Source organism: Psychrobacter sp. 1Y4 (assembly GCF_051847555.1).
In genome coordinates this window covers 26,336-33,003 of the sequence record NZ_JBPYDE010000019.1, presented here as the reverse complement: position 1 = coordinate 33,003, position 6,668 = coordinate 26,336, and the positions used below count along the sequence as shown (strand labels likewise).

At 41.5% G+C, this 6,668-nt stretch carries 7 protein-coding genes; 4 read left to right on the top strand and 3 right to left on the bottom strand.

Going from position 1 to position 6,668, the window contains the following annotated elements; translation table 11 throughout:
• Nucleotides 1-439, bottom strand: a 439-nt coding sequence (locus ACS8FC_RS13030; protein ID WP_439297099.1) for an ABC transporter substrate-binding protein, incomplete at its 3' end; no start/stop codon positions are given.
• A gap of 263 nt (nt 440-702) precedes the next feature.
• Between ACS8FC_RS13030 and ACS8FC_RS13025 the strand changes: the two genes are divergently transcribed.
• The 3 genes from ACS8FC_RS13025 to ACS8FC_RS13015 all read left to right on the top strand — a co-directional run bounded on the left by ACS8FC_RS13025 (nt 703) and on the right by ACS8FC_RS13015 (nt 3,853).
• A complete protein-coding gene (locus ACS8FC_RS13025) occupies nt 703-1,500 on the top strand; it encodes a 3-oxoacyl-ACP reductase (RefSeq protein ID WP_439262127.1) in 798 nt (265 codons plus the stop codon).
• 162 nt (nt 1,501-1,662) lie between these two features.
• Nucleotides 1,663-1,926: a hypothetical protein gene (locus ACS8FC_RS13020; protein ID WP_439262125.1), complete on the top strand. Its 264-nt coding sequence runs from the start codon at nt 1,663-1,665 to the stop codon at nt 1,924-1,926.
• Nucleotides 1,927-2,233: 307 nt separating this feature from the next.
• Complete coding sequence (locus ACS8FC_RS13015) at nt 2,234-3,853, top strand: AbgT family transporter (RefSeq protein ID WP_439262123.1); 1,620 nt, start codon at nt 2,234-2,236, stop codon at nt 3,851-3,853.
• A gap of 146 nt (nt 3,854-3,999) precedes the next feature.
• Here ACS8FC_RS13015 and ACS8FC_RS13010 read toward each other — a convergent pair whose 3' ends face one another.
• Both ACS8FC_RS13010 and ACS8FC_RS13005 read right to left on the bottom strand, forming a co-directional pair.
• Nucleotides 4,000-4,830 carry a Cof-type HAD-IIB family hydrolase gene (locus ACS8FC_RS13010; RefSeq protein WP_439297098.1) on the bottom strand — a complete coding sequence of 277 codons (831 nt, stop codon included), beginning with the start codon at nt 4,828-4,830 and terminating at the stop codon, nt 4,000-4,002.
• An 84-nt stretch (nt 4,831-4,914) separates the two neighbouring features.
• Nucleotides 4,915-5,769, bottom strand: a complete 855-nt coding sequence (locus tag ACS8FC_RS13005) for an HAD family hydrolase (RefSeq protein WP_439297097.1) — start codon at nt 5,767-5,769, stop codon at nt 4,915-4,917.
• 401 nt (nt 5,770-6,170) lie between these two features.
• Between ACS8FC_RS13005 and ACS8FC_RS13000 the strand changes: the two genes are divergently transcribed.
• Nucleotides 6,171-6,650: a BLUF domain-containing protein gene (locus tag ACS8FC_RS13000; RefSeq protein ID WP_439297096.1), complete on the top strand. Its 480-nt coding sequence runs from the start codon at nt 6,171-6,173 to the stop codon at nt 6,648-6,650.
• Nucleotides 6,651-6,668: the final 18 nt, after the last annotated feature.

Sequence of the window (6,668 nt, the reverse complement as noted above, 5' to 3'; positions counted from 1 at the left end):
CGACCTTAGTGTTGGTAAATGAGGTATCTAGGTTACTAAAGTTACTAAGTTTTGACTGATCAATCTCTTGTAAAAGAGGTTCATTGGCCATTTTTTCGACATAATAAGTAGAAGGTACTGCTAGGTCGTACTGACTAGAGTCGTCAAGCAGTTTGAGCTTGGCATACATTGCCTCATTGGAGTCAAAGGTGGTGTAATTAACAGAAATACCTGTCTCTTCCTCAAAACCATCAAGAATCTCTTGTGGCATATACTCTGACCAGTTATACAGGTTCAGCGTCTCGTTACTCGCCGCAGCGCTACCATCTACTGCATTGTCAGAGTTGCTACAGCTGGCAAGAGCGAAACCGATCGCAGCCGTTAATAACACTTTTGGCATCACTTTTGTGGCAGGTCGTATCACATTTTTCGCTGCTGATTCAGATGATAATCGGGTCAAAATATTTCTCCTAAAAGGTAATATAAATCAGTATAAACAAGCATATTTATATCTTTATGGTCATGATTTGGGGGTATTTAAAGAGGGACTATAAAATTAGTGACTTTTGTTAATGACTCATCGCAGCATAGCGAGTTGAGTGAAAGTAGCGCTATAAAAATGGCTTGTGAATTATGCTATGATTGTTAGCCTTTATTCAACCATAAATGACGGTTCGACGATTGATAGCTATCAAGGACTATAAAACAATAAAGGATAAGATAATGACTCAGGCTCAAACCGCTATTCCTCATCTGCTCACTGATAAAGTCGCTATTGTCACGGGGGCAAGCCGTGGCCTTGGCGCTCAGATTGCGCAACAAATGGCAGCAGCTGGCGCAGTGGTTTGCGTAAACTATCTCGATAGTAAAGACGCTGCTGAACAGGTAGTAGCCGATATCGAAAAGGCAGGTGGACAAGCATTTGCGTATCAAGGCGATGTCACGGATTTGGCTCAAATGCAGGCCATGGCAGCCGAAGTCATTAAGCGTTATGGACGTATTGATGTGTTGGTTAATAACGCCTTGCCAAGCTACCAGTTTGATCCAAGTGCTGACTATACCAGTATTGAAACGGTTAAATGGACACATTTTTCGCAGCAAATGGATGGTATCGTGCAAGGCGCGGTTAATACGACGCAAGCAGTATTGCCACAGATGAAAACTCAGCAGATGGGTAAGATTATCAATATCTCAACCAACCTTGTCTACAATCCAGTGGTTACTTACTATGATTACACCACGGCTAAATCGGCACTGATAGGCTTAACGCGCAACCTTGCAAGTGAGCTTGGACAGTATGGTATTCGGGTCAACTTGCTGGCAGGCGGACTACTCAAAACCACTGATGCCAGTAGTTTAACGACCGAAGAGGTGTTTGACTATATCGCCACCACGACGCCATTACGTCAAGCGACTTCAGTGGCTGATTTTGCCAATTCAGTGTTGCTTATGTCATCTGATTTGAGCTTAGCTATTACCGGACAGTCCATTGCTGTCGATGGTGGTTTGACAATGCCTTAATAATGCTCCGAAACTTTTAGGCTGTGATTTGCGGCTTTATACCAGTTGCGCATCACGTTACAACGTATCGATTTTATCTGGTATCGACTATATATAAAGCTTTAAAAATGAGCAGATGAACCACTTAATAAGTAACTTGATTGAATTTGAAAGAGAAATGACATGAATAACCGTAAGCGTGCTGGGATTATTGCTGCATTGATTGGTCTAGTAGGCTTTATGGCGATGTTTAATGCAGGCTCGCCGACCTCTATTGTGGACTGGCCAGTTGAAACTTATATGGGCTTGGCCTTTACCATTGGTTGGTTAAGTAGCGTACCTAATTGGTTGGCCTATGTACTGGCAGCGCTGGTGCTTATATTAATAGTGGCAGGGTTTTATAAAATTGGTGGTTGGATATATAGTTTGATAACCCGTAAACGTTAGGTGCTGGCGTAGTATTGTCTTCAATGTATCTCTATTATTGTGAAATGACGGTACTTAATTAACCCTTACATATTATTGATTGGCGATAGGTTAGAGATATTCTAATCTATCGCTTTTTTTATTTTTAATAACAAGTTTTGATTAGCTGTAATTTTGGTATTACCAAATATTGCAAAAAATTTGTTTTATAGGCCAAAACTGTTTGTTTCTGTTTCTCAATTATGTTTCAATCGCAACCTTTTATCGATGTTTTCATACACTTTAAACTATCTCAACAGTATCTAACTTTTGAATGGAGCAATGCGCTATGCAAGGAAGTAATTCGCCAAATGGCAGTCCGCCACCCAATGATTTTGATGCAGCAGAACAAAACTCTCGTATGCAAAAGTTTTTGAGGGGCGTCGAGTGGCTCGGTAATTTATTACCGCACCCTGTTATTTTATTCGTTTGGATGTCGGTGCTGTTGTTGGTGCTCTCAGCGGTCATGTCATACTTTGGCGTGTCAGTGATTGACCCAAGACCAGAGGGTACCAGCGGACGTAGCGCTGATGGCATGATTGAAGTCGTCAACTTATTGAACGGTGAGGGCTTGGCTCGCATTGTTGAAAATCTTGTGACCAACTTTACTGGCTTTGTGCCGCTTGGTACGGTACTGGTCGCCTTGCTCGGTGTTGGTATTGCTGAACACTCTGGCATGATCTCAGCTGCGCTACGCGGTCTAGTCATGAATGCCCCTAAAAAGATGGTCACCTTTACTATCGTGTTTGCTGGCATCATGTCAAACACGGCAGCTGAGCTGGGTTATGTGGTATTAATACCACTGGCGGCAGTGATTTTCCACTCGCTAGGTAGACACCCTTTGGCAGGTCTAGCAGCAGCGTTTGCTGGGGTATCGGGCGGTTATAGTGCCAACTTGTTACTAGGCACAGTAGATCCTTTATTATCAGGGATTACCCAAGAAGCGGCGCGTATCATCGATCCGGCTTATATCGTTGGTGCAGAGGCCAACTGGTACTTTATGATCGCCAGTACCTTTTTAATCAGTGGTCTGGGTTACTTTGTCACTGAAAAAATCGTTGAGCCAAGCTTAGGGGAGTATAACCCCAAAGATGCTGATGATGCCTCGGTACTTGAGACGCAAATCGAAAAAGTATCGGCGCTTGAGAAAAAGGGTCTACTGTGGGCCGGTATCAGCATGCTCGTATTTTGCTTATTGCTGGCGTGGACAGTAGTGCCTGCCGATGGCATCTTGCGAAATGCGGAAACTGGTCTGGTATCAGGATCGCCATTCTTAAAAGGTATTGTGGTCTTTATTTTTGTGTTCTTTGCGATACCAGGTTATATTTACGGGAAGATCACTGGCAGCATCAAAAGCAATCAAGACGTCGTCGATGCCATGAGTAACGCCATGAGCTCATTGAGTATTTATATCGTTTTGGTATTTTTTGCAGCACAGTTTACCGCGTTCTTCAAATGGTCAAACTTGGGCTCAGTAATGGCGGTATCTGGCGCGACTTTTTTGAGCGATATTGGCCTAACTGGACCTTTGCTGCTGGTTGGTTTTATCCTAATCTGTGGTTTGGTCAACCTCATGCTCGGCTCGGCATCAGCACAGTGGGCGGTGACCGCACCTATCTTTGTGCCCATGTTGATGCTCACAGGTTATGCGCCAGAGATGATTCAGGCAGCCTATCGTATCGGTGATTCGACCACCAACATTATCACGCCTATGATGAGCTATTTCGGTCTTATTTTGGCCGTGGCTATGCGCTATAAAAGAGACACTGGGGTCGGGACTTTGATGGCAATGATGTTGCCATACTCGATGGCCTTTTTGATTGGTTGGACAATCTTGTTCTCTGTTTGGGTATTTGTACTGGGTCTGCCTGTAGGGCCGGGTGCAGAGACATTTTATCCTGCTCAATGAATAGATTTAAAGGCTATATAGCTGCTAAATAATCATTAAAACTTAATGTTGTTTTGAAATTAAAAAGCCCTTATCAGTGTCTGATAAGGGCTTTTGTTTAGCCATTAAAAAAGCTATCTCAACGGTTTGGTCTGATTCCGTTCTATTTACGATGCTATCTTAAGCTGTTTAATCACCGCTTGTATTCCGTGCTCTTCAATCGTACCAGTGACGAAATCTGCACGCTCAATCAGAGCAGGCTGCGCATCGCCCATTGCTACCGCATAGCCGACCAAGTCAAACATCTCTAAATCATTAAATCCATCACCGAATGCCATACAATCGCGCGCGTCAATAGCAAAATGCTGGCACAGATCTGTGATGCCCCTTGCCTTGGATGCATTGACTGGTAGTATGTCTGCGCCAATATGATGCCAATGTACCAATTTTAATTCATCCTGAGCAAAGTCGATCTCTTGCATTTGGTCTTGTTGATTGTTAAAAAATACCGAACATTGATAGACCGTGTTTGACTTATAATACTCCGGATCAAGGATAGAGTTGGGCGTTATAGCATTGTATTCACGCAAACGCTCATTTTCATGTGACCATGCAATGTGAGTCGCTGAGTCAAATTTATGAATAATTTCACTTTTTTGGCACAGTAATACAATCTTGTCAGTCTGCGCATCTGATAACGGATAATGACTGATGATACCGTCTTTGTTAAAGCTGTATTGTCCATTCATACAGATAATAGCGTCCAACACGTCGGCATCAAGTAAGGCTAAGATATCAGGAGGTAAGATCGCTTTAGAACGTCCTGTCGAGATGACCAATTTGATATCAGTCTTTGCAAGTGCTTCAAGGGTTGCTTTGTTATGTTCGGCAATAATGCCTTTGCGACTGAGCGTATCATCGATATCAAAAAAAATAATTTTGGGGGTGGGTACTTCAGTATCGGGCCGTGCGCCGCTCGCTTTGTATTCAGTAAACATGGTTATCCTTGGTTTTTGTATTTTTTCTCTATCGTCTAGCTTATGTCATTTGGCTTTTTTTACAGAATATCATCTTAAACACTATTATACTGCTTTACCTGTTTGAGCCTGTAGAATAGGGTTCAATACCGTCTGAATACCTTGCTCTTCGATAGTGCCAGTGATGAAATCAGCGCGCGCCTTTAACTCGTCTTTACCATCACCCATTGCTACCGCAAAGCCAACCAAATCAAACATTTCTAAATCATTTAACCCATCACCAAATGCTATACAGTCGGCCGCATCAATACCAAAATACTGGCAGACGTCTAAAATTCCACGTGCTTTTGAGGCGTCAATAGGTAAGATATCACCGACAATCTCATGCCAGTGTACTAGCTTTAAATTCTGCTCAGCAAAGTTGACGTTTTGCATTTTGTCGTCTTGATTGTCGAAAAATACCGAGCACTGATAGACAGTGTTATATTTGCAATATTCAGGGTCAATAATGCTACAGCTTTTGATTTTGTCGTGATATCTGTCTTGCCACTCGTGCTCATCCGACCACACAATCTGCGATTCGGCATCAAACTTATAAACCAAATTGCTTTGTTGGCATAGCTCTGCAATGGTTGTAGCTTGTTCGCTTGATAATGGATAATCGCTGATTATGTATTGATTATTGAAGCTATATTGTCCATTCATACAGATAACCGCATCCAAAACATCCGCCTCGAGTAAGGCTAAGATATCAAGGGGCAAGATTGCTTTTGAACGTCCCGTTGAGATGACCAGTTTAATATCTAAGTTTGATTTGGCGAGCGCTTCAAGCGTGGCTTTGTTATGCGGGGCAATCTCACCGTTACGGCTTAGCGTATCATCGATATCAAAAAAGATCATTTTTGGGATGGGGATAGTGTTATGCCTATCAGCATTCACAGCTTTATCTACAATAAACATGATTATCCTTTATATTTTAAACACTACTATGAATGGCGACCATATATCGCTTGATACTGCTTTTATGAGGGTGTTTTTCATTATGTGTTTTATTCTACATGGTAAGTAGTACGGCAGTACATAGGTTCTGACCAAGTTATGTAACATGTTGATTATTTTATTATTTATAGGGGTTATACATGCATATTCAAGGTATGCTATTCGCGTAGGCTGTGCTTTTAGTCCAGCATTTTGCACCGACTATATATCAGAAAGAAAATGAGATGGTATATACGATAGATACAACTCTAAGAAATCATGATAGATAAAAAATCGGTCGAAATCCAAAAGCTTTATTGATTATATTTTATAATAAAGGTGTATCTTTAGTTTATATAAGCATTTTATAAATAAGGTTTCTTATGCATACAACGACAAGCCCTACTTCAGAAAGCAAAAAAAGAAATGGTGAGCATATTCTGATCAACATGACATATATTGCCAAGAATATCGACCTAGATTCGGGAGTCGAGCTGACTCGTGCACTTGAGTATTGGCGAAGATATTTTGAAGATAACAATATAGTTTCAGCTTTAGTCATTAGTGAAGGTTATTTCGTTCAAAGTTTTCAAGGAACAAGGCCTGCTATCAATACGGCCTTAGGAAAAATACTTGACGAGCATTCAACCATTTTTCCTAATATCGTTAATATAGATGAAATAGAAGCGCGTCAATGGAGTGGGTTTTTAATTAAACATCTAAAATCAAGCGCTGAAGATGAAGAGTATGCCTTAAAAAGCTTCTCAGCAGGTTCTGATTATAATCCCTATCTAATGACAAGTACTCAGATTGAAAGCTTTTTGACAGCAGTTTTTGAAGATAGCAAATCCAGCAAGTTTTAGACCAGTAGTGTCTTTTCA